This is a genomic window from Streptomyces sp. NPDC093225, assembly GCF_044753805.1.
In the GTDB taxonomy this organism is placed as follows: domain Bacteria; phylum Actinomycetota; class Actinomycetes; order Streptomycetales; family Streptomycetaceae; genus Streptomyces.
This window is the reverse complement of record NZ_JBIVNX010000087.1, coordinates 1-17,975: the sequence shown is the minus strand read 5'-3', so window position 1 is coordinate 17,975 and position 17,975 is coordinate 1. Positions and strand designations below refer to the sequence as shown.

Sequence of the window (17,975 nt, the reverse complement as noted above, 5' to 3'; positions counted from 1 at the left end):
CCAGGGCCGAAGGCCCCGAAGCCCCAGGGGTGGGCCTGCCGCAGGGCCTGCAGGCCATGACGGGTCAAGAGGCGAGGGGACCCACACACCACGGGGCGGCCCCACGAAGCGAGCCCACCCCACCCCCGCCCGCGCGGCCACTCCCGCCCCACCCTCCTCGCCCAAGCAGCCGCCCCACCACCCTCACACCCCACCACCCTCACCACCCCCACCCTCATCCCCCGTCCGTCAGCAACTCCCGCGCGCAGCCGCGCAGCCAGCGGTGCGCCGGGTCGGCGTCGTGCCGGGGGTGCCAGGCCAGCCCGAAGTACATGGGGGGCAGTTCCAGCGGTACGTCGAACACCACGAGCCCGAGGGCCTCGGCGAGCGGCGTCGCGCTCCCGGTGAGCAGCCCGACCAGATCGGTGTCGCGCAGCACGAACAGCGACGCCGGGAACGAGCCGACCGTCCCGACCACCCGCCGGGCCAGGCCCAGTTCGGCCAACGCCCGGTCCATCGGGCCGGTCAGGCGGCCGCGCCGGGAGACGTTCAGGTGATCGGCGGCCGCCAGTCGGCGCGGGGTCAACCGGCCGCGCAGCAGCGGGTGTCCGGCCCGTACCACGCCCAACATCCGCTCCTCGCGCAGTGCTTCGGACCGCACCTCGGGCGACCGGTTGTCGATGACGCCGAGTTCGAGGTCCGCGGTGCCCTCGCGCAGTGCGGGTACGTCGACGTGCGTCTCCGAGAGGAAGCGCAGCCGCACGCCCGGCGCCTCGCGCCGGGTGCGCGCGAACAGCCGCGCCCCGTACGAGGCCGCCAGCGCGTCGTGGCCGAGCACCGTGAACGTGCGCTCCAGCCCGCGCAGGTCCACCTCGCCCCCGGACACGAAGACCGCCCGGGCCCGCTCCACCACCTCGCGGACCTCCGCGTGCAGGGCGAGGGCGCGCGGGGTGGGCACCATGCTCCGGCCCGCCCGGACCAGGACGGGATCGCCCAGCGCCTTGCGGATACGGCCCAGGGTGCGGCTCATCGCGGGCTCGGACAGGTGCAGCCGCTCGGCCGCGCCGGACACGCTCGACTCCTCCAGCAGCACGTCGAGGGCGATGAGGAGGTTCAGGTCGAGCCTGGAATGCGTCACGCGCATGTCTCCCTTGCAAAGGTTGCACTGGAAAGCAGGACAGGGCGAGCCTACGGTGGTTCGCGGGGGCCGGCCCCACCCGAAACCCGGCGCAACGGCTCGGCGCGCGCAACGACTTGCGCGGCCCGGCGCCGCCCGCGGCGAACACAACTCCGCCGCCCGCGGCACAGCAGACTCCGCCGCCCGCGCCCGTCCCGATGTCCTTTCCCCGAGGGAGAACCGTGCCCAGTCCTGCCCCGACCAGCTCCGCGCGCCCCGCGGACACCGCCCCGGGCGGTCCGACGGCAGGCGGCCTGTCCCGGCCCGCCCTGCTCGCGCTCTGCGCCTGCGTCCTCGTCGCGCAGGGCCTGGTCGCCGCCGTCAACCTGCTCATCCCGCAGCTCGCCGCCTCCACGCTGCACCCCACCGCCACGCAACTGCTGTGGACCGTCGACGCGTACGTGATCGTCTTCGCCGCGCTGCTCATCCCCGCCGGCGCCCTCGGCGACCGGTACGGCCGCAAGGGCGCCCTGCTGGCGGGCCTGACCCTCCTCGGCGCCGGGGCCGCGGTGAGCGCCGCCGCCGACACCTCCGCCGTGCTCATCGCGGGCCGTGGCGTGTGCGGCGCCGGAGCGGCCCTGATCATGCCCGCCACCATGTCGGTCCTGGTCCACCTCACCCCGCCCGAGCGCCGCAGCCAGGCCCTCGCCACCTGGACGCTCTCCGCCGGCCTCGGGGGTCTCGTGGGCAACGTCGGCGGTGGGTTGGCCGCCGAGTACCTGAGCTGGCGGGCGCTGTTCTGGGCGGTCGTCCCGCTCGCCGTCGCGCTCGCCCTCGCCACCGCCCGGCTGATCCCGGCCGTACCGCGCCGTCCCGAGGCCTCCGTCGACCCGCTGGGTGCCGCGCTGCTCACCGCGGCGCTGGTCGCGGTCGTCCACGGCATCATCGAGGGGCCCACCGCCGGGTGGGCCGCGCTCCAGGTGCTCGGCGCTTTCGGCGCCGGTGCCGCGCTCCTCGGGGTGTTCACGGCCCACGCGCTGCGGGCGGCCGACCCGCTGTTCGATCCCCGGGTGTTCCGCTCGGCCCGGCTGCGCTCCGGCGCCCTCGGCATCGGTGCGGCGTTCTTCGGCCTCTTCTCGCTCTTCTTCGTGAACGCCCAGTACCTGCAGTACGTGAAGGGCTTCTCGCCCGCCCGCACCGGCCTGGCGATCGTCCCGCTGACCATCGGCATGGCCCTCGTCCCGCGCTTCGGCGCCCGGCTCCAGGACCGCTTCGGTCCCCGCCCGCCCGTGACCGCCGGGCTCCTCCTCATCGCCGGCGGCCTGCTCCTGGTCTCCACCGCCGACGCGGGGACTCCGTACCCGGTGTACGCGTGCCACCTGCTGGTGCTGTCGATCGGTACGGGCCTGTGCGCGCCCGCGCTGACGGTGTCGGTGGTCACGGCGCTCCCGGCGCACCAGGCCGGGCTCGGCTCGGGCCTGAACACGGCCGCCCGCGAGATCGGGGCCGCCCTGGGCGTCGCCGTAGTGGGCACGGTGCTCGCCTCGCGTGTCCACGGAACCCTCCAGGCCCCCTCCCACACGGGCGAGTTCAACTCCGCGATGGCCCTCGCCCTCCGCGTGGCGGCGGCCCTCCTCCTCCTGGCCACCCTCGCCGTCACGACCGGCTACCGCCCCCGCCACGACAGGACGTCCGCCCCCACCGGCGCCTGAGGCACGGCACGACCGGCTGCACCCGCGGCACCCCAGCCCCATCCCCAGCCCAGCCCGACCGCAGGCACCCCGGCCCGACCGCGCGGCCCGTCCAGTCCCACCGGACGGGCACACCCGGCCCACCGGACGGGCATCCCAGCCCCGCCGGCGTTTGAGGCGCGGGGTCCGGGGCGGAGCCCCGGGAGGTCCGGCGCGCAGCGCCGGACCCGGTCCGGGCGGAGCCCGGGGAACGGTGGAAGGGCGGGTAGGGGACCAGCCCCGCAGGGCCCGCCACGACCGGCCGGTGCCGGACCGGTCGCCGCCACCCCCGAACCGGGGCCGTCCGGGCACCGGCACCAGCAACGGCACCGGCACCAGCACCGCCCCCGACGTCCATGTCGGAAAACTGCCAGCCCCCGCGGCCCCCGGTACCGCAAGCTGGACGGCATGCACACCGACACCGAGCGCTGCGTGCGCGCCGTGCAGTCGAAGGACCCGAGGTTCGACGGCTGGTTCTTCACCGCCGTCCTGACCACCCGGATCTACTGCCGGCCCAGCTGCCCGGGGGTGCCGCCGAAGGTCGAGAACATGACCTTCCTGCCCAGTGCCGCGGCCTGCCAGCAGGCCGGCTTCCGGGCCTGCAAGCGGTGCCGGCCCGACACCAGCCCCGGCTCGCCGGAGTGGAACGCCCGCGCCGACGCGGTGGCCCGCGCCATGCGCCTGATCCGCGACGGGGTGGTGGACCGCGAGGGCGTACCCGGTCTCGCCCGCCGCCTGGGCTACTCCACCCGCCAGATCGAGCGGCAGCTGAACGCCGAGCTCGGCGCCGGTCCGCTCGCGCTCGCCCGGGCCCAACGGGCCCAGACCGCCCGGCTGCTGATCGAGACCACCGCACTGCCCATGGCGGAGGTGGCCTTCGCGGCCGGCTTCGCCTCGGTCCGCACCTTCAACGGCACGGTCCGTGAGGTGTTCGCCCTCGCGCCGAGCGAGCTCCGCGAACGCGCGGCCCGCGCGGCCGCCCGTACGGGCCGCGCCGGCGCGACCTTCGCCGGCACCGACAACACGACCTTCGCCGGCACCGGCGCCGCCGCGTCGGCCGGGACCGGCCACGCAGCCGCCACCGCCGGCCCGCCCGGCACCCGCACCACCCCCTCGGCCGCCCCCGGCACCATCGCGCTCCGGCTGCCCTACCGCGCCCCGCTCAACCCCGACAACCTGTTCGGCCACCTCGCCGCCACCGCCGTGCCCGGCGTCGAGGAGTGGCGCGACGGCGCGTACCGCCGCACCCTCCGGCTCCCCTACGGCACCGGCATCGTCTCCCTCTCCCCGCGCGCCGACCACATCGCCTGCCGGCTGACCCTCACCGACCTGCGCGACCTCACCATCGCCATCAGCCGCTGCCGCTGGCTGCTCGACCTGGACGCCGACCCCGAGGCGGTCGACGAGCTGCTGGGAGCCGACCCGCTGCTCGCGCCCCTCGTCGCGAAGGCTCCCGGGCGCCGGGTGCCGCGCACCGTCGACGCGGCCGAGTTCGCGGTCCGGGCCGTCCTCGGGCAGCAGGTGTCCACCGCCGCGGCCCGCACCCACGCGGCCCGCCTGGTCGCGGCGCACGGCGAGCCCGTCGAGGACCCGGAGGGCGGCCTCACCCACCTCTTCCCGGCCCCGGCCGCGCTCGCCGCCCTCGACCCCGAGCGGCTCGCGCTGCCCCGCAGCCGCCGCACCACCCTCACCACGCTCGTCTCCGCCCTCGCCGACGGCTCCCTCCCGCTCGGCGTCGACAGCGACTGGGAGCGGGCCCGGGGGCAGCTGGCCGCGCTGCCCGGGTTCGGGCCCTGGACGGTGGAGGTGATCGCCATGCGCGCGCTCGGCGACCCGGACGCCTTCCTCCCCTCCGACCTGGGCATGCGACGGGCCGCCCAGGGGCTCGGGCTGCCGCACACCCCGGCCGCGCTGACCGCCCGGGCCGCGCGCTGGCGGCCCTGGCGCGCGTACGCGGTCCAGTACCTCTGGGCCACCGACGACCACCCGGTCAACCGGCTCCCGGCCTGAGGGGCCGAACCCCCGCCACCAGCCGGGCACCCGTGAGACCACGTGACACCACGCGACACCCTGGAGCAGAGGACCAGCAGAGGACCATGAGCAACAGAGACACCGCCACCCACGCCGGCCGCACGCACACCGTCGTCGACAGCCCGTACGGCCCGCTCACCATGGTCGCGACCGACGGCATCCTCAGTGCCATGTACATGAGCGACCAGCGGCACCGCCCCGCCGAGGAGAGCTTCGGCGTCCGCGTCGCGCCCGAGGAGGACCCCTTCGCCGAGGCCGCGCGCCAGCTGGGCGAGTACTTCGCGGGCGAGCGCACGGTCTTCGACCTGCCGCTGCGCCTGGAGGGCACGGACTTCCAGCGCAGCGTGTGGGAGCAGCTCACCCGGATCCCCTACGGGCAGACCCGGTCGTACGGGGACCTGGCCACGAGCCTCGGCAAGCCGGGCGCCTCCCGCGCGGTGGGCCTGGCCAACGGCAAGAACCCCGTGACGATCATCGTGCCGTGCCACCGGGTGATCGGGTCCTCGGGGAGCCTGACCGGCTACGGCGGCGGCCTCGACCGCAAGCAGCGGCTGCTCGCGTTCGAGCGCGGCGCGGCGGCCGGCGCCGACCTCCGCACGGCGGCCGACTCCGACACCCTCTTCTGACGCGCCGACGCCCCCGGCCCCCGGCCCCCGGCCCCCAGCGCCGGGCGCTGCGCGCCTCCGCCCCCGGACGGGGCGCCGCGCCCCCGCCGCAGGACGCCGGGGCCCGACGGGTGGCGGACCTCAGCCCGTCAGGCCCCGCCGCCCGGCCGGCGGCCGTCCTCCAGCTCCACGGTCCCGCCGCCCTTCTCCACCACCTCGTACGCCGCCTCGATGCGCAGCCCGAGCGCGCCCGGCAGATAGGCGGTCAGCTCGGTCGGCGGCACCAGCCGCCACGAGATCAGCTCCTCCTCCTGGAGCCGGATCGCGGCCAGCTGGTCGCGGTCCAGCACCCCGCCGTCGAACACGTACGCCACCAGCGGCGGCCGCGCCGCGCCCAGCACCCAGTCCACGGCCAGCAGTCGCCCGAGCGGCAGGTCCAGCCCGATCTCCTCGGCGGTCTCCCGGCGCGCGGCCTGCCGGGGCGACTCGTCCCGGTCGGACTCGATCGTGCCGCCGGGCAGCGCCCAGCCCTCGCGGTAGTTGGGTTCGACGAGCAGCACCCGGCCCTCGGCGTCCCGGAACAGCGCGGCGGCCCCGGCGAGCACCCGGGGCAGGGAGGCGATGTACGCGGCGTAGTCAGTCGTGGTCACCCCGCAAGCCTAGGCGGTCCGGTGCGGCGCGGGGCCGGGCCGGCCAGCGGCCCTACACCGCCCCCGCCAGCCGCAGCGTCCGGTCCGCCAGCTCGCGGATCGAGGCCCCGTCGAAGCCCTGGACCGAGCTGCGGACGGTGTCCTGGAGCGGGTCCGTCCACCGGCCCGGGATCCCCGCCGCCCCGCACAGCACGCCGGCGACCGAGCCCGCGGTGGCGCCGTTGGAGTCGGTGTCCAGGCCCCCGCGCACGGTGAGGGCGATGGTGCGGGTGAAGTCCCCGGCCCCGTACAGCAGGCCGGCCGTCAGGACGGCGGCGTTGGGCACGACGTGGATCCAGCCCAGTCCGGCGGTCTCCCTGTCGGCCTCCGCCAGGGTGTCCTCCCAGCTCAGCCCGGCCGCGTGCAGGGCGACCACCCGGCGCACGACGCGGGCCAGCCGGCTGCCGGCCGGGATCCGGGCGAGGCCCGCGTCCAGCGCCTCGCCCGGGCCGTCCGCCGTGAACGCCGCCGCGATCACCGCGGCCGCCCACATGGCCCCGTAGACCCCGTTCCCGGAGTGCGAGAGCACGGCGTCCCGGCGGGCCAGCGAGGCCGCGCGGCGCGGGTCGCCCGGGCACGTCCAGCCGTACACGTCCGCCCGGATCAGCGCGCCGATCCACTCCTGGTACGGGTTGTCGTACGTGGCGGTGAGCGGCGGGCGCAGCCCGTTCGCCAGGTTGCGGTACGCCACCCGCTCCGCGGTGAACGTCCGCAGGTACGGCAGGCTCAGCAGCCACAGCTCGCCGACCTGCTCGGTCGTGAACGTCCCGCCGTACCGCTCCAGCAGGTCCAGGCCCAGCAGGGCGTAGTCCACGTCGTCGTCGCGGACGCTGCCCCGGATCCGCCCGCGGACGCAGCCGGGCCACTCGGGGCGCAGCTCGAACTCGCCGGGGGCGGGCGGCGGGTCCAGCGCGGAGGGCGGTGGCAGGTAGTCCGTCAGCGGCAGCGCGTCGGCCCGCCGCAGGTAGCGGTCGATCCGGGCGCGGGTCCAGTGGTCCCCGCGCTCCACCGGTTTGCCGAGCATGTTGCCGGCGATCCGGCCGAGCCAGCCGCCCAGCACGCGGTCCGCCACCCCTGCCGCCACCGGCCGCTCCACGAGGTCCGTCACACCTCAGGTGTACTCCTGGTGCCGGACCGCCGCGCGGCGCCGGGCGGCCGCCGGGCGCCGACCGCGGACGGCGTCGCCGGGACCCCTCCGCCAGGGCCCCCGGGTGACCACCGGCAGCACCGCCGCCACCCCGTCAGTGACCACGGTTCGGTCGCGAGTGTCCACCCCTTGGTCTCCGGAAGACGTCTCCGGCGGTGTCCGGTCCAGGGAATCCACGCTCATCCAGCCCCGCTATGGGGGTGAATGTCCCCATTTTTCGGCGTGGCGGGCCCGGTGTGGCCCAGGCCACCCATGGGCATAGGAGGATCCTCCGGATAGGCTCGGGGTGGCGCGACTGCACGTTCGATAGCAAGGGATAAGCAAGGTGACGGACGGGGCAGTAACTGTGGCCGCGCGCGTTCTCATCGCCGCGGACAAATTCAAGGGCTCGCTCACGGCCGTTCAGGTCGCCGAGCGGGTCACGGCCGGCCTTCGCACGGCCGTACCCGACGTGGAGGTCGAGACCCTCCCCGTCGCGGACGGCGGCGACGGTACGGTCGCGGCCGCCGTGGCGGCCGGTTTCGAACGCCGGGAGGTACGGGTCGCCGGCCCCCTCGGCGAGCCGGTCACGGCTGCCTTCGCCCTGCGCGACGGCACCGCGGTGGTGGAGATGGCCGAGGCCTCGGGCCTCCAGCTGCTCCCGGCGGGCGTCTTCGCCCCGCTGACCGCCACCACGTACGGCTCCGGCGAGGTGCTGAAGGCCGCGCTCGACGCGGGCGCGCGCACGATCGTCTTCGGCGTGGGCGGCAGCGCCACCACCGACGGCGGCGCCGGCATGCTGGCCGCCCTCGGCGCGGTGTTCCTGGACGCCGACGGCGAACCGGTCGGTCCGGGCGGCGGCGCCCTGGCGGACCTCGCCTCGGCCGACCTGTCGGGCGTGGACCCCCGCTTCGCCGAGGTGGACTTCGTCCTCGCCAGCGACGTGGACAACCCGCTCACCGGCCCGAAGGGCTGCGCGGCGGTGTACGGACCGCAGAAGGGCGCCTCCCCGGAGGACGTGGCCACGCTCGACGCGGCCCTCGCCCACTACGCCCAGGTGCTGGAGAAGGCCATCGGCCCCAAGGCCGCCGAGCTGGCCGCGTCCCCCGGCGCGGGCGGCGCGGGCGGCATCGGCTACGGCGCCCTGCTGCTCGGCGCGAGCTTCCGGCCGGGCATCGAGCTGATGCTGGAGGTGCTCGGCTTCGCCCCGGCACTGGAGCGGGCCACGCTGGTCATCACCGGCGAGGGCTCCCTCGACGAGCAGACGCTGCACGGCAAGGCCCCGGCCGGCGTCGCCGCGGCCGCCCGGGCCGCCGGCAAGCCGGTCGTGGCGGTCTGCGGCCGCCTCGCCCTGCCGCAGGAGGCCCTGCAGACGGCCGGCATCCGCCGCGCCTACCCGCTGACGGAGATCGAGCCCGACACCGCGAAGTGCATCGCCGACGCGGGCCCGCTGCTGGAGCGGGTCGCGGCCAACATCGCCGCCGACGTGCTGTAACCGGCCCGTACGCGCACCCGCCGAAGGCCCCCTCCGCCCCGGAGGGGGCCTTCGGCGTACCCGGACCACGGCTACCGCTCGCGGCTCCCGTCCAGCAGCGCCCGCGTCCAGGCCACGAGCTGCCGCACGATCCCGGCGGCCTGCGCACTACGCCGCCGCGAGAACGGCAGCACCACCAGCGCCGGCACCGACGCCACCGTCACGATCACCACGGGCACGAGCACGAGCCCCACGAGGAGCACCCGGCCCGCCCACCGGGCCCCGGAGAGCACCGACATCCAAGCAGCGTTCATGATCCGTCCGATCCCTTCCGTCATCCGCTGATTGACACCGCCAGCGTGGGGAAGGCCGGATACGGTGCGACAGCGCGCAACGGTTGCCACTTCGGTGGCACGGCACGGGGGGACGAGGAATGCCGGACGTGGACCGCCCACCAGCGAATTCGTCCGCCGTGGAGCGGGGCGAGGTCCCGGAGGTTGCGGCGCTCGGCAACACGTTGACGGGCCTGTTCAACACCCTGGGCGTGTCGCAGCGCGCCTACGCGGTACGGATCACCCTCGACCCGTCCGTGGTCTCCCGCTACCTGCGCGGCCAGCGCGTCGCCACGGAGGACTTCGTCGACCGCCTGGTCCGGGAGGCCGAGAGGAAGCTCGGCAGTTCCCTCCAAGAGGAGGTCAAGGCCCGCCTCCACGACCTGCGCCTGGCCGCGTTGCGAGCCACCGACCCGGCCGCGTACGAGCTGGAATCCTTGCGCCGCGAGATGGAACGCTCCCAACGCGCGGTGGAGCGCCTGACCCGCCAACAGGAGGCCCTCCACGATCTCCTGGAGAAGCGCGAGGCGGAGGCGGCCGGCGTTCGCGCCGAGCTCTCGCAGCTGCAACGCGACTGGGCCGACGACGCCATCGCCGCCTCCCGCCGCGAACTGGACCTCTGCGCGGCCACGAAGGCCCACACCACCGCTCGCGACGACCTCCTCGCCGAGATCGCCCGCCTCCGCGGCGAACTCGCCGACACCGCGGCGCTGAAGTCCGAAGCAGAGGCCCGCTGTCGTGGTTTGGAGGGGCAGGTGCTGGCCATGGAGGAGGAGCTGGCGGGCCTGCGCGGGGCGACCGAGGACCCGGACCCGGTGACCTCTCTGCCGGTGGCGGGCCTGCTGGAGCGCCTGCAGCGGTCCCGGGACGCGGGTGACGTGCGCGTGCTGGGCCTCGAGCTGGCCGAGGCGGGGTGGACGCGCTCGGCCGAGGAGATCAGCGAGGTGATGGAATGGCTCCACCGTGCGGGTGAAAAGTCCCGGGCCGACTCGCTGCTGCGCGACGTCGTCCAAGCGCGGCCGCTCGACGTCGTGCGGGTGGTCGGCGACGGGATCATGGCGAGCAAGGGCGTGCGGAGGCTGTGGCCCGCCACGGACCACTATCTGCTGGAGTGCGTCGCGAGGTTTCGTACGGTGCCGGAACTCGCAGCGCTGCACGTCAGGTGGGAGGCCGGACGACGCGGACGCGGCACCGTCCTGGGACGGGCGGTGATGGACAGCAGGCCGGCGGAGGACGTCCTGGCGCTGCTCGAGATCCTTCACCGCGAGGGCGTGGAGGTCGAGTCCGCCCTGACCGAGGGGGCACGGGCGGGCGTACACGCGAGCAAGCTGGTGCCGCTCATCGCGCGGCTGCCGCACCTCGGGCATCGACGCATCTCTGACGAGATGCTGGTGCGGTTGATGCAACAGGTGGGCCGGACGGGCTTGGGGAGCTCGTTCGGCGCGGCCGTCGCGGGGCTTGCGGAGCCGCACCGGGCCGAGCTGATGGACCGGATGACGAAACAGGAGCCGCCGCTGCTACTCGAAACCCTGATCGCGTTGTACCGCTCGACGGTGACAGAAGCGGTGGGCGAAGAGCTGGTGGAGCGTGCCCGGTCCGCCGGGCTGGGCCCCGCGCTGACCGCAGACATGCTGGATACGGACTTCCTCCTGCCTTCACGCTTGGAGGAAGCCCTCCACTCCGCGATGTGACGCAAGGGAAACGCACCGTCACGGACGGCCGTCGGGGCGTGCGAGGATCACCCGCGTCAGATCATGACGTACTCGGCGGCGCGGAGCGCTCGGGGCGGCTTTCGCGGTGGGCCGGGCGGGTACGACTTCCGTACAGCCGCTCACTCCCGGGAGCCGCCCATGACCGCTCTGTTGTGGATCGGCATCGTCCTCGCCGCCTGGTGCCTGCTGTCGCTGCTCGTGGCCGGCGGGTTCGCCTACGGCCGCACCCGCCACAAGCGCACCCGTATCGGACCCCGTCACCGCACCGGACCCCGGCACCGCACCGGGCCCCGCATCCGCCACTGAAGCCCCCCGCAACGCGAAGGGCCCCGGACACCTGATCGGTGTCCGGGGCCCTTCGCGTGTCTGAGCGGAGGCTACGGCGTCGGCTGGGCGGCGCGGGCCTCGCGGTTCTCGCGGCGGTTGTGCCGGAAGGTGTTGACCCGGCGGGTGGTCGCGAAGAGCGGGATCGTCGCGGCGAGCACGATCTGGAGCGCGCAGCCGGTCTGCAGCAGCAGCTGGCCGCCCGGGGCGTCGAACGCCCAGGCCGCCAGCAGCCCCATGGCGCCCACGATCCAGCTGAGCATCGCCACCGCGAGGACGCCCCGCGGCTTGGGGTACTCGACCCGGCTCACCATCAGCCAGGCCACGCCCACGATCGCCAGCAGGGTCGGCACGAACGGCAGCTCCAGCAGCACGATCGAGACGACCGTCAGCGCGCCGAAGGGGCTCGGCATGCCCTGGAACATGCCGTCCTTCATCGTCACGCAGCTGAATCTGGCCAGTCGCAGCACGACCGCCAGGAGGACCACGATCGCCGCGAGGGCCGACACCCGCTGGTGCGCGTCGTCGGCGACCATGCCGTAGACGAGCACGAAGTACGCGGGGGCCAGACCGAAGCTGATCAGGTCGGACAGGTTGTCCAGCTCCGCACCCATCGGCGAGCTGCGCAGCTTGCGCGCCACGAGCCCGTCGCAGAGGTCGAAGATCGCGGCCAGCAGCATCAGTATCACCGCGGTCGCCGCGCTGTGACGGGCCATGCCGGACTCGTCACTGCCGGTGAGGTGCGGGATCAGGATGCCGGTGGTGGTGAAGTACACCGCCATGAAGCCGCAGGTGGCGTTGCCGAGGGTGAGGGTGTCCGCTATCGAGAGGCGCAGCGAGAGCGGCATCTCCTCCTCGGCGGCCTCCTCCTCGGCGGCCTCGGGGACCCAGCCGGTCGCCGGGGTCTCCGGATCAGTCACGGTCAATTCGAGTCACCCCTGCCGTAGTGGCCTGCCCGACCTCCACCGCGACCTCGACGCCCTCGGGGAGGTAGATGTCGACGCGCGAGCCGAAGCGGATCAGGCCGATGCGCTCGCCCTGCTCGACCTTGGTGCCCTGCGGGATGTACGGAACGATGCGACGGGCGACGGCGCCGGCGATCTGCACCATCTCGATGTCGCCGAGCTCGGTGTCGAAGTGCCAGACGACGCGCTCGTTGTTCTCGCTCTCCTTGTTGAACGCCGGGACGAAACCGCCGGGGACGTGCTCGACGGACGTCACCGTGCCCGCCAGCGGCGCGCGGTTGACGTGGACGTTCAGCGGGCTCATGAAGATCGCGACCCGGGTCCGGCCGTCCTTCCACGGCATGATGCTCTGCACCACGCCGTCGGCGGGCGAGATGACACGGCCCTCGGCGATCTCGCGCTCGGGGTCGCGGAAGAACCACAGCATGCCCGCCGCGAGCGCGGTGGTGGGCACGGCCACCGCGGCCCAGCGTCCGGACTTGCGGGCCCGGGAGAGGCTGAGGGCCGCGGTGGCAACGGTCGGCAGGAGCCACGGCGATGCTCCGCGAGCGAGACGTACGCCGAGTCGGCTGTTGTCGCGAGGTGCAGAGGTTTGGCTGTGGGGCATGGATGACCTTCGTAGCGGATGATGCCGCGCCGCAAACGGGGGACGGGACGGCGGCTTTACTGGAATGCTATCGGTTGCGCGCAACAACTGGGCAAGCCAGAAGCCGAGTCGATGGCCGGAAGCCGGTGACAGGGTGTGACCCTTTTCGCGGACCATCCGCAACGAAAGGGACATTCAGCCCTGGAGTCGGTACTCCTCGAGCAGGCGTCGCCCAATGATCATTTTCTGGATCTCGGCGGTACCTTCACCGATGAGCAGCATCGGCGCCTCGCGGTAGAGCCGCTCGATCTCGTACTCCTTGGAGAAGCCGTATCCGCCGTGGATGCGGAAGGCGTCCTCCACCACCTCCTTGCAGTATTCGGAGGCGAGGTACTTCGCCATCCCTGCTTCGAGGTCGTTTCGTTCCCCGGAGTCCTTTTTGCGTGCTGCGTTGACCATCATGGCATGAGCGGCCTCGACCTTGGTAGCCATCTCGGCCAGCTTGAACTGGATGGCCTGGTGCTGGGCGATCGGCTTGCCGAAAGTGTGCCGTTGCTGGGCGTACGAGACGCCCAGCTCGAACGCACGCTGGGCGACGCCGCAGCCACGGGCCGCCACGTTGACGCGGCCGACCTCCACGCCGTCCATCATTTGGTAAAACCCTCGGCCGGTGACCCCGCCGAGGACCCGATTGGCCGGAATGCGCAGTCCGTCCATGATGAGCTCGGTCGTGTCGACGCCCTTGTAACCCATCTTGTCGATCTTGCCCGGGATCGTCAGGCCCGGCCGGACCTCTCCGAAGCCCGGCTCCTTCTCGACGAGGAAGGTCGTCATCGACTTGTGGGCGGCCGTGCCCTCGGGGTGTCCTTCGTCACTCCGGCACAGAACGGCGACCAGGGTCGAGGTGCCGCCGTTCGTCAGCCACATCTTCTGGCCGTTCAGGACGTACTCGTCGCCGTCCTTGACCGCCTTCGACGAGATCGCCGACACGTCGGAGCCCAGGGCCGGCTCCGACATCGAGAACGCGCCGCGCACCTCGCCCAGCGCCATCCGCGGCAGGAAGTGGTCCTTCTGCTCCTGCGTGCCGTGCTGCTTGAGCATGTACGCCACGATGAAGTGGGTGTTGATGATGCCCGAGACGGACATCCAGCCGCGGGCTATCTCCTCCACGCACAGCGCGTAGGTGAGCAGCGACTCACCGAGACCGCCGTACTCCTCGGGGATCATCAGACCGAACAGGCCGAGCTCCTTGAGCCCGTCCACGATCTGCTGCGGGTACTCGTCGCGGTGCTCCAGCTCGGTCGCGACCGGGATGATCTCCTTGTCGACGAACTCGCGGACGGTCTTCAGGATCTCCTGCTGGACGTCCGTGAGCCCGGCGGTCTGGGCGAGTCGTGCCATGGCTACTTCCCCTGTTCCTTCAGCTCGGGCCGGCCGGGCTGCTCGCCGCCGCGCTCCTTGATGTACGTCTCGGTCGGGACCATCACCTTGCGCCGGAAGACGCAGACGAGGGTGCCGTCCTGCTTGTAGCCCTTGGTCTCGACGTAGACGATCCCGCGGTCGTTCTTGGACTTCGACGGGGTCTTGTCGAGGACCGTGGTCTCGCCGTAGATGGTGTCGCCGTGGAAGGTCGGCGCCACGTGCCGCAGCGACTCGATCTCCAGGTTGGCGATGGCCTTGCCGGAGACGTCCGGCACGGACATGCCCAGCAGCAGCGAGTAGATGTAGTTGCCCACCACCACGTTCTTGCCGAAGTCCGTGGTGTTCTCCGCGTAGTTCACGTCCATGTGCAGCGGGTGGTGGTTCATCGTGAGCAGGCAGAAGAGGTGGTCGTCGTACTCCGTGACCGTCTTCCCGGGCCAGTGCTTGTAGACCGCCCCGACCTCGAACTCTTCGTAGGTGCGTCCGAACTGCATGGTGCTCAGGCCTCCGGGATCTCGAACTTGCTCGTGCGCTGCATGCCGGCGGCCCGGCCCTTGCCCGAGATGACCAGGGCCATCTTGCGGCTGGCCTCGTCGATCATCTCGTCGCCGAGCATCGCGGAGCCCTTCTTGCCGCCCGCCTCGGACGTGTAGTAGTCGTACGCGTCCAGGATCAGCTCGGCGTGGTCGTAGTCCTCCTGGGAGGGCGAGAAGACCTCGTTGGCCGCGTCGACCTGGCCCGGGTGCAGCACCCACTTGCCGTCGAAGCCGAGGGCGGCGGCGCGGCCGGCGACCTCGCGGTAGCCGTCGACGTTCTTGATCTGGAGGTAGGGGCCGTCGATCGCCTGCAGGTTGTTCGCGCGGGCGGCCATCAGGATGCTCATCAGGATGTAGTGGTACGCGTCCGCCGAGTAGCCGGGCGGCTGCTCGCCCACGACCAGCGACTTCATGTTGATCGAGGCCATGAAGTCGGCCGGGCCGAAGATGATCGTCTCCAGGCGCGGGGAGGCCTGGGCGATCGCGTTGACGTTGTTGAGGCCCTGCGCGTTCTCGATCTGCGCCTCGATGCCGATCTTGCCGAGCTCGAAGCCCATCGTCTTCTCGATCTGCGTCAGCAGCAGGTCCAGCGCGACGATCTGCTCCGCGTTCTGCACCTTCGGCAGCATGATGCAGTCCAGGTTCTGGCCCGCGCCCTCGACGACCGTGACGACGTCGCGGTACGTCCAGTGCGTCGTCCAGTCGTTCACCCGCACGACCCGGGTCTTGCCGGTCCAGTCGCCCTCGTTGAGGAACTTCACGATGGTGTGCCGCGCCTCGGGCTTGGCCAGCGGAGCGCACGCGTCCTCGAGGTCCAGGAAGACCTGGTCGGCCGGCAGCCCCTGGGCCTTCTCCAGGAAGCGCGGGTTGGACCCGGGCACGGCGAGGCAGGAGCGGCGCGGGCGCAGCCGGTTCACCGGGTGCAGGGGCGTGGTCATGCGGGGACCTCCGAGATTTCGAGGGGGCTGAGCTTGTTCGCTGTACGGATCTCGTCGACGATACGGCCGATGATCTCCGTGATACCGAAGTCCTTCGGGGTGAAGACGGCGGCCACGCCGGCCGCGCGGAGTTCCTCCGCGTCGGCATTCGGAATGATGCCTCCGACGACGACGGGGATGTCCGGCGCCCCCGCCGTGCGCAGCCGCTCCAGGACGTCCGGCACCAGCTTCCCGTGCGATCCGGACAGGATCGACAGGCCCACGCAGTGCACGTCCTCGGCCAGCGCCGCGGTCACGATCTGCTCGGGCGTGAGCCGGATGCCCTGGTAGACCACCTCGAACCCGGCGTCGCGGGCCCGCACGGCGATCTGCTCGGCACCGTTGGAGTGGCCGTCCAGGCCCGGCTTGCCGACCAGCAGGCGCAGGCGGCCCGAGCCCAGCTCGTCGGCCGTACGGGCGACCTTCTCGCGGACCTCGGCGAGCGGGGTGCCCGGCTCCGCGGCCACCGCCACGGGGGCGGAGGACACGCCGGTCGGGGCCCGGAACTCGCCGAAGACCTCGCGCAGCGCGCCCGCCCACTCGCCGGTGGTGACGCCCGCACGGGCGCACTCGAGGGTGGCTTCCATCAGGTTCTCGTCGCCCGCGGCCGCCTCCTTCAGGCGCTCCAGCGCCTGGTGGGTGGTGGGGAAGACGAAGGGGTCGCCGCCGCCCTGCCGCTCCGAGGACTCCTGGCGCTCGGTGCGCCAGCGGCCGATGTTCTCGACGACCTTGTTCTCCACCCGGCCGTCCACCGTCATGATCGCGGTGTCCAGGTCCGCGGTGAGCGGGTTCGGCTCGGTCGTCTCGAAGATGTTCACGCCGACGATCTTCTCGTCGCCGGACTCGATCCTGGCGCGCCGCTCCGCGTGCGAGGAGACGAGCTGCGACTTGAGGTAGCCGGACTCGACGGCGGCCATCGCGCCGCCCATCTCCTGGATCCGGTCGATCTCGGCCAGGCACTCCGCCGCGAGGGCCTCGACCTTGGCCTCGATCACGTGCGAGCCCGCGAAGATGTCCTCGTACTCCAGCAGGTCGCTCTCGTGCGCCAGGACCTGCTGGATGCGCAGGGACCACTGCTGGTCCCAGGGGCGCGGCAGGCCCAGGGCCTCGTTCCAGGCCGGCAGCTGCACCGCGCGGGCCCGGGCGTCCTTGGAGAGGGTGACGGCCAGCATCTCCAGGACGATGCGCTGGACGTTGTTCTCCGGCTGCGCCTCGGTCAGGCCCAGCGAGTTGACCTGGACGCCGTACCGGAAGCGGCGCTGCTTGGGGTTCTCGATCCCGTACCGCTCCTGGGTGATCTTGTCCCAGATGCGGCCGAAGGCGCGCATCTTGCACATCTCCTCGATGAAGCGGACGCCCGCGTTCACGAAGAACGAGATGCGGGCGACCACTTCGCCGAAGCGCTCGTCGGGGACCTGGCCCGAGTCGCGCACGGAGTCCAGCACCGCGATGGCGGTGCACATCGCGTAGCTGATCTCCTGGACCGGAGTGGCCCCCGCCTCCTGCAGGTGGTAGCTGCAGATGTTGATCGGGTTCCACTTCGGGATGTTGTTGACCGTGTACGCGATCATGTCGGTCGTCAGGCGCAGGCTCGGTCCCGGCGGGAAGACGTGCGTCCCGCGGGAGAGGTACTCCTTGACGATGTCGTTCTGCGTGGTGCCCTGGAGCTGGGCGATGTCCGCGCCCTGCTCCTCGGCGACCACCTGGTAGAGCGCCAGCAGCCACATGGCGGTGGCGTTGATGGTCATCGAGGTGTTCATCTGCTCCAGGGGGATGTCCTGGAACAGCCGTCGCATGTCACCGAGGTGGGAGACCGGTACGCCGACCCGGCCGACCTCGCCGCGGGCGAGGATGTGGTCGGGGTCGTAGCCGGTCTGGGTCGGCAGGTCGAACGCGACCGACAGACCGGTCTGCCCCTTGGCGAGGTTGCGGCGGTACAGCTCGTTGGACGCCTCGGCCGTGGAGTGGCCGGCGTACGTCCGCATGAGCCACGGCCGGTCCTTCTGGCGCTCAGTCATCTCAGGCGATCCTCAAGGCCGTTGTGGGCTGCTGGGGTCTCAGCAGGGGGCGGTCAGATGTTGCGGAAGCGGTTGATCGCGTCGAGGTGCTCGGCGCGCATCTCGTGGTCGCGCACGCCCAGGCCCTCCTCGGGGGCGAGGCAGAGGACGCCGACCTTGCCCTGGTGGACGTTGCGGTGGACGTCGTGCGCCGCCTGACCGGTCTCCTCGAGGGAGTACGTCTTCGACAGGGTCGGGTGGATCTTGCCCTTGGCGATGAGGCGGTTGGCCTCCCAGGCTTCGCGGTAGTTGGCGAAGTGGGAGCCGATGATGCGCTTGAGGGACATCCACAGGTAGCGGTTGTCGTACTGGT

16 protein-coding genes and 1 pseudogene are annotated in these 17,975 nt (G+C 72.7%); 6 read left to right on the top strand and 11 right to left on the bottom strand.

What is annotated here, in order from left to right:
• Positions 1-214 precede the first annotated feature (214 nt).
• On the bottom strand, positions 215-1,123 hold the full coding sequence (locus ACIQCH_RS37400) for a LysR family transcriptional regulator (protein ID WP_402588658.1): 909 nt from the start codon (positions 1,121-1,123) through the stop codon (positions 215-217).
• Between the two features lie 191 nt (positions 1,124-1,314).
• On the opposite strand from ACIQCH_RS37400, the gene ACIQCH_RS37395 reads away from it, so the two are divergent.
• The 3 genes from ACIQCH_RS37395 to ACIQCH_RS37385 all read left to right on the top strand — a co-directional run bounded on the left by ACIQCH_RS37395 (position 1,315) and on the right by ACIQCH_RS37385 (position 5,483).
• A complete protein-coding gene (locus ACIQCH_RS37395; RefSeq protein WP_402588656.1) occupies positions 1,315-2,808 on the top strand; it encodes an MFS transporter in 1,494 nt (497 codons plus the stop codon).
• A gap of 426 nt (positions 2,809-3,234) precedes the next feature.
• Positions 3,235-4,836 carry an AlkA N-terminal domain-containing protein gene (locus ACIQCH_RS37390; RefSeq protein ID WP_402588654.1) on the top strand — a complete coding sequence of 534 codons (1,602 nt, stop codon included), beginning with the start codon at positions 3,235-3,237 and terminating at the stop codon, positions 4,834-4,836.
• Positions 4,837-4,922: 86 nt separating this feature from the next.
• Positions 4,923-5,483: a methylated-DNA--[protein]-cysteine S-methyltransferase gene (locus ACIQCH_RS37385; RefSeq protein WP_402588652.1), complete on the top strand. Its 561-nt coding sequence runs from the start codon at positions 4,923-4,925 to the stop codon at positions 5,481-5,483.
• Between the two features lie 128 nt (positions 5,484-5,611).
• On the opposite strand, the gene ACIQCH_RS37380 is transcribed toward ACIQCH_RS37385, so the two are convergent.
• Entirely contained in the window at positions 5,612-6,112 is a 501-nt protein-coding gene (locus tag ACIQCH_RS37380; RefSeq protein WP_402588650.1) for an NUDIX domain-containing protein, read from the bottom strand.
• A 52-nt stretch (positions 6,113-6,164) separates the two neighbouring features.
• Positions 6,165-7,259 (bottom strand): ADP-ribosylglycohydrolase family protein, encoded by a 1,095-nt coding sequence (locus ACIQCH_RS37375; protein WP_402588648.1) that lies wholly within the window; start codon positions 7,257-7,259, stop codon positions 6,165-6,167.
• A gap of 364 nt (positions 7,260-7,623) precedes the next feature.
• Between ACIQCH_RS37375 and ACIQCH_RS37370 the strand changes: the two genes are divergently transcribed.
• The gene (locus ACIQCH_RS37370; RefSeq protein ID WP_402588646.1) at positions 7,624-8,772 is read left to right on the top strand and encodes a glycerate kinase; all 1,149 of its coding nucleotides are present in this window, start codon (positions 7,624-7,626) and stop codon (positions 8,770-8,772) included.
• Between the two features lie 71 nt (positions 8,773-8,843).
• On the opposite strand, the gene ACIQCH_RS37365 is transcribed toward ACIQCH_RS37370, so the two are convergent.
• A complete protein-coding gene (locus ACIQCH_RS37365; protein ID WP_402588644.1) occupies positions 8,844-9,065 on the bottom strand; it encodes a hypothetical protein in 222 nt (73 codons plus the stop codon).
• Between the two features lie 128 nt (positions 9,066-9,193).
• Between ACIQCH_RS37365 and ACIQCH_RS37360 the strand changes: the two genes are divergently transcribed.
• The gene (locus ACIQCH_RS37360; RefSeq protein ID WP_402588642.1) at positions 9,194-10,774 is read left to right on the top strand and encodes a hypothetical protein; all 1,581 of its coding nucleotides are present in this window, start codon (positions 9,194-9,196) and stop codon (positions 10,772-10,774) included.
• A 159-nt stretch (positions 10,775-10,933) separates the two neighbouring features.
• Positions 10,934-11,101 carry a hypothetical protein gene (locus tag ACIQCH_RS37355; protein ID WP_402588640.1) on the top strand — a complete coding sequence of 56 codons (168 nt, stop codon included), beginning with the start codon at positions 10,934-10,936 and terminating at the stop codon, positions 11,099-11,101.
• A gap of 71 nt (positions 11,102-11,172) precedes the next feature.
• Here the strand turns inward: ACIQCH_RS37355 and pssA are convergent, their stop codons facing one another.
• The 7 genes and pseudogenes from pssA to ACIQCH_RS37320 all read right to left on the bottom strand — a co-directional run.
• Entirely contained in the window at positions 11,173-12,039 is an 867-nt protein-coding gene (pssA, locus tag ACIQCH_RS37350) for a CDP-diacylglycerol--serine O-phosphatidyltransferase (RefSeq protein WP_402588638.1), read from the bottom strand.
• Positions 12,032-12,691: a phosphatidylserine decarboxylase gene (locus ACIQCH_RS37345; protein WP_402588636.1), complete on the bottom strand. Its 660-nt coding sequence runs from the start codon at positions 12,689-12,691 to the stop codon at positions 12,032-12,034. Before ACIQCH_RS37345 ends, pssA begins: the two co-directional genes overlap by 8 nt.
• 174 nt (positions 12,692-12,865) lie before the next feature.
• The gene (locus ACIQCH_RS37340) at positions 12,866-14,071 is read right to left on the bottom strand and encodes an acyl-CoA dehydrogenase family protein (protein WP_402588634.1); all 1,206 of its coding nucleotides are present in this window, start codon (positions 14,069-14,071) and stop codon (positions 12,866-12,868) included.
• 2 nt (positions 14,072-14,073) lie between these two features.
• A complete protein-coding gene (locus tag ACIQCH_RS37335; RefSeq protein ID WP_015656728.1) occupies positions 14,074-14,586 on the bottom strand; it encodes a MaoC family dehydratase in 513 nt (170 codons plus the stop codon).
• Between the two features lie 5 nt (positions 14,587-14,591).
• Complete coding sequence (locus ACIQCH_RS37330) at positions 14,592-15,566, bottom strand: HpcH/HpaI aldolase/citrate lyase family protein (RefSeq protein ID WP_402588632.1); 975 nt, start codon at positions 15,564-15,566, stop codon at positions 14,592-14,594.
• Positions 15,563-17,623, bottom strand: a complete 2,061-nt coding sequence (locus ACIQCH_RS37325; protein ID WP_402588630.1) for a protein meaA — start codon at positions 17,621-17,623, stop codon at positions 15,563-15,565. The genes ACIQCH_RS37330 and ACIQCH_RS37325 overlap by 4 nt, the downstream gene beginning before the upstream one ends.
• A 53-nt stretch (positions 17,624-17,676) precedes the next feature.
• Positions 17,677-17,975: pseudogene (locus ACIQCH_RS37320) on the bottom strand (crotonyl-CoA carboxylase/reductase); the annotation flags it as partial.

What these genes read in the sequence shown, in the direction of transcription:
- ACIQCH_RS37400 (WP_402588658.1), bottom strand. Translation starts at nt 1,123, where the DNA reads ATGCGCGTGACGCATTCCAGGCTCGACCTGAACCTCCTCATCGCCCTC.
- ACIQCH_RS37395 (WP_402588656.1), top strand. Translation starts at nt 1,315, where the DNA reads ATGTCCTTTCCCCGAGGGAGAACCGTGCCCAGTCCTGCCCCGACCAGC.
- ACIQCH_RS37390 (WP_402588654.1), top strand. Translation starts at nt 3,235, where the DNA reads ATGCACACCGACACCGAGCGCTGCGTGCGCGCCGTGCAGTCGAAGGAC.
- ACIQCH_RS37385 (WP_402588652.1), top strand. Translation starts at nt 4,923, where the DNA reads ATGAGCAACAGAGACACCGCCACCCACGCCGGCCGCACGCACACCGTC.
- ACIQCH_RS37365 (WP_402588644.1), bottom strand. Translation starts at nt 9,065, where the DNA reads ATGAACGCTGCTTGGATGTCGGTGCTCTCCGGGGCCCGGTGGGCGGGC.
- ACIQCH_RS37355 (WP_402588640.1), top strand. Translation starts at nt 10,934, where the DNA reads ATGACCGCTCTGTTGTGGATCGGCATCGTCCTCGCCGCCTGGTGCCTG.
- ACIQCH_RS37345 (WP_402588636.1), bottom strand. Translation starts at nt 12,691, where the DNA reads ATGCCCCACAGCCAAACCTCTGCACCTCGCGACAACAGCCGACTCGGC.
- ACIQCH_RS37340 (WP_402588634.1), bottom strand. Translation starts at nt 14,071, where the DNA reads ATGGCACGACTCGCCCAGACCGCCGGGCTCACGGACGTCCAGCAGGAG.
- ACIQCH_RS37335 (WP_015656728.1), bottom strand. Translation starts at nt 14,586, where the DNA reads ATGCAGTTCGGACGCACCTACGAAGAGTTCGAGGTCGGGGCGGTCTAC.
- ACIQCH_RS37330 (WP_402588632.1), bottom strand. Translation starts at nt 15,566, where the DNA reads ATGACCACGCCCCTGCACCCGGTGAACCGGCTGCGCCCGCGCCGCTCC.
- ACIQCH_RS37325 (WP_402588630.1), bottom strand. Translation starts at nt 17,623, where the DNA reads ATGACTGAGCGCCAGAAGGACCGGCCGTGGCTCATGCGGACGTACGCC.